The organism is Mesorhizobium sp. M7A.F.Ca.CA.002.09.1.1, from assembly GCF_003998555.1.
In the GTDB taxonomy this organism is placed as follows: Bacteria; Pseudomonadota; Alphaproteobacteria; order Rhizobiales; family Rhizobiaceae; genus Mesorhizobium; species Mesorhizobium ciceri.
This window is the reverse complement of record NZ_RZRR01000597.1, coordinates 1-3,571: the sequence shown is the minus strand read 5'-3', so window position 1 is coordinate 3,571 and position 3,571 is coordinate 1. Positions and strand designations below refer to the sequence as shown.

The window sequence follows — 3,571 nt, the reverse complement described above, 5'->3', positions numbered from 1 at the left end:
GCGCGTCTTCCAGGCCGGACCCGAGATCCAGGGGCCGGTCAATTTCCGCGGCGTGCGCATCGGAATTCCGATCTGCGAGGACATCTGGGGCGATGTCGATATCTGCGAGACGCTGGCCGAAAGCGGGGCGGAAATCCTGCTGGTGCCGAACGGCTCACCCTATTATCGCGCCAAGATCGATGTCCGCCACCAGGTCGTCATCCGCCAGGTCATCGAATGCGGGCTGCCGATGATCTATGCCAACCAGCTCGGCGGCCAGGACGAGCTGATCTTCGACGGCGCTTCGTTTGCCATTGGCGCCGACAAGACGCTTGCCTTCCAGATGAGCCAGTTCGAGGAAGCGGTCGACGTCACCACCTGGAAGAGACAAGGCGATCACTGGGTCTGCTCGGAAGGGCCGATGTCGAAAATCCCGGACCGGGAGGAGGCTGACTATCGCGCCTGCATGCTGGGCCTGCGCGACTACGTCAACAAGAACGGCTTCAAGAACGTCGTGCTTGGTCTGTCCGGCGGCATCGATTCGGCGATCTGCGCGGCGCTGGCCGTCGATGCGCTCGGCGAGGAACGGCTGCGCGCGGTGATGATGCCCTACCGCTATACCTCGAAGGATTCGCTCAAAGATGCCGAGGATTGCGCCCGCGCTCTCGGCTGCCGCTATGACATCGTGCCCATCTTCGAGCCGGTCGAGGGCTTCCTGCACGCGCTGACGCAGATGTTCGAAGGCACCAAGGAAGGTATCACCGAGGAGAATTTGCAGAGCCGCGCACGCGGCACCATCCTGATGGCGATCTCCAACAAGTTCGGCTCAATGGTCGTCACCACCGGCAACAAGAGCGAGATGTCGGTCGGTTATGCCACGCTCTATGGCGACATGAATGGCGGCTTCAATCCGATCAAGGACCTCTACAAGATGCAGGTCTACGCGCTGTCGCGCTGGCGCAACAGCCACGTGCCGCCGGGTGCGCTGGGCCCCTCGGGCGAGGTGATCCCGAAGAACATCATCGACAAGGCACCGTCGGCGGAATTGCGCGAGAACCAGACCGATCAGGATTCGCTGCCGCCCTATCCGGTGCTGGACGATATCCTCGAATGCCTGGTCGAGAATGAGATGGGTGTCGACGACATCGTAGCGCGCGGCCATGACCGGGCGACGGTGACGCGCATCGAGCACCTGCTCTACATCGCAGAATACAAGCGACGGCAGGCGGCGCCAGGCGTGAAGATCACGAAAAAGAATTTTGGCCGCGACCGCCGCTACCCCATCACCAATCGTTTCAGGGATCGCAGCTAGGTACCGAAAGCGCACGCGGCGCGGCCGGAGACAACCATGCCCGATTGTGAGATCAGCTTCGACATGTCACGGATCGATTTCCGTGCGACATCGGACCTGTTGATGGCAAGCTATTGGGGCGCCGGACGCACTGACGAAGTCCATCGCCGCGCCTTTGCCAACTCGCTTTGCGTCGGCGCCTATGTCGATGGCAGGCAAGTCGGCTTCGGCCGGGCGATCACCGACCGCACCGTATTCGCCTATCTCGCCGATATCATCATCTGGCCGGAGAATCGCGGGCAGGGCATAGGAAGCCGGCTCGTCCAGGCCCTGATCGATCATCCGGAGGTCAGGACCGTTTTCCATTGGAGCCTGTCGACCAGCGATGCCCATGGCATGTATGAAAAGCTCGGGTTCAAGCCATCGACCGATGGCCGCTACATGCGCTTGGATCGCGTTCCTGAATGAGGCGCGGCTTGCCCGCCATTGTTGCAAAATAATCGCAGTGGTTGGACCAGATACGCTTTTGGCGTCAGCCCGTCTTGGCGGTGCATCGGAGCGTCTCTATAAGAACCGCTCCGCAATTGTCTTGCGGGAGGTCCGAATGGCAGTATTTCACATGGTAATGCGAGGCCGCGAAGCCTAGGTCTCATCCGGCGCTCCGCGAAGGTTTGCCCTTCGTGCCGATGCCGGATCGAGCACAGGCTTATGCCGATGCCGATCGCCGCCCGGTTATGGGCGATACGCCAAATATGCCACTCCGCTTCCGGGCAATCATTGGCCCTTGCGCGGCTTCTTCAATTTTCGACCTACTGGGATCGGGCTCGTTTGTGCCCGAATGACATCATGGCTCGTTTCAAGATCGATTTGCGCGCGAGCGCCTTTCGCAGCGTTCTTGGCTTCACGCTTACCCATTGGCGGCGCCAGCCGTGGCGGCTTTCGCTCATCATGGCCAGCTTCCTGCTGTCGACGCTGGCCGATGTGCTGACGCCGCTCTATTCCGGCCGGCTGGTCGACGCCGTCGCCAGCAGCGCCGCCGCCGACGCGATTGCCTGGAATGCCGCGCTGACGGCGTTCTCGATGTTGATGGCGCTGGCGCTGGCCGGCGTCGTGTTGCGCAACCTGGCGTTCATGGGCATCGTCGAGCTGACCTTGAAGATGATGGCCGACATCGCCGCCGATGCTTTCCATCGCGTTCAGCGCTTTTCCACCGATTGGCATGCCAACAGCTTTGCCGGCTCGACCGTCCGCAAGGTGACGCGCGGCATGTGGGCGCTCGACCTGCTCAACGACACCATCCTCATCGCACTGCTGCCGTCGGTCGTCATGCTGGTCGGGTCGACGTTGCTGCTCGGCTGGTTCTGGCCGTTGATGGGTGCGGTCGTTGCTGCCGGTTCGGTGCTGTTCATCACGGTGACGGCGCTGCTGTCACTTGGCTATGTCGCGCCGGCGGCAAGGCTCGCCAACACCTGGGATACCCGCCTCGGCGGCTCGCTGGCCGACGCGGTCAGCTGCAACGCCGTGGTCAAGGGCTTTGGCGCCGAGGAGCGCGAAGAACGCCGCCTGGCCAAGGTCGTCGCCAAATGGCGTGCGCGTACACGGCGCACCTGGGTGCGCGGCACCATCAACGGCACCACGCAAGGGGTGCTGCTGCTGGTCATGCGCGCTGCGGTGATCGGCCTGGCGCTGATGCTGTGGTCGTGGGGGCAGGCGAGCGCCGGCGACGTTGCGTTCGTGCTGACCTCGCTCTTTGTGCTGCAGGGCTATCTCAGGGACATCGGCACGCATATCCGCAACCTGCAGCGCTCCATCAACGATATGGAAGAGCTGGTCGATTTCCAGTCCGAACCGCTCGGCATCGAGGACCGGCCAGGTGCCAAGCCGATCCGGATCACCGAAGGACGGATCAGCTTCGACAACGTCACCTTTCACTATGGCCATCACCGATCCGCGCTTTACCGCGACTTTTCGGTCGATATCGCGCCGGGTGAGCGCGTCGGGCTGGTCGGCCATTCGGGGTCGGGCAAGACGACCTTCGTCAAGCTTATCCAGCGGCTCTATGACGTGAACGCGGGGAAAATCCTGGTCGACAGTCAGGACATCTCGCAGGTGGCGCAAGCCTCGCTGCGCGGGCAGATCGCCATCGTTCAGCAGGAGCCGATCCTGTTCCACCGGTCGCTGGCCGAAAACATCGCCTATGCCAGGCCGAGTGCGTCGCAGGAGGAGATCGAGCATGCCGCCAAGCTGGCGAGTGCGCATGACTTCATCACCAACCTGCCAAAGGGCTACGGTACACTGGTC

The 3,571-nt window shown here is 62.4% G+C and carries 3 protein-coding genes; all 3 read left to right on the top strand.

From position 1 onward, the window contains the following. A partial coding sequence (locus EN994_RS22735) for an NAD+ synthase (RefSeq protein WP_127307821.1) occupies positions 1 to 1,291 on the top strand: 1,291 nt, incomplete at its 5' end. 36 nt (positions 1,292 to 1,327) lie between these two features. Further along, positions 1,328 to 1,738: a GNAT family N-acetyltransferase gene (locus EN994_RS22730; RefSeq protein ID WP_063167907.1), complete on the top strand. Its 411-nt coding sequence runs from the start codon at positions 1,328 to 1,330 to the stop codon at positions 1,736 to 1,738. Positions 1,739 to 2,116: 378 nt separating this feature from the next. Beyond that, positions 2,117 to 3,571: ABC transporter ATP-binding protein (locus EN994_RS22725; RefSeq protein ID WP_206530470.1), on the top strand; the 1,455-nt coding region annotated here is incomplete at its 3' end.

Bases quoted from the DNA above. Each gene is read 5' to 3' on its own strand.
- EN994_RS22730 (WP_063167907.1), top strand. From the start codon at position 1,328: ATGCCCGATTGTGAGATCAGCTTCGACATGTCACGGATCGATTTCCGT.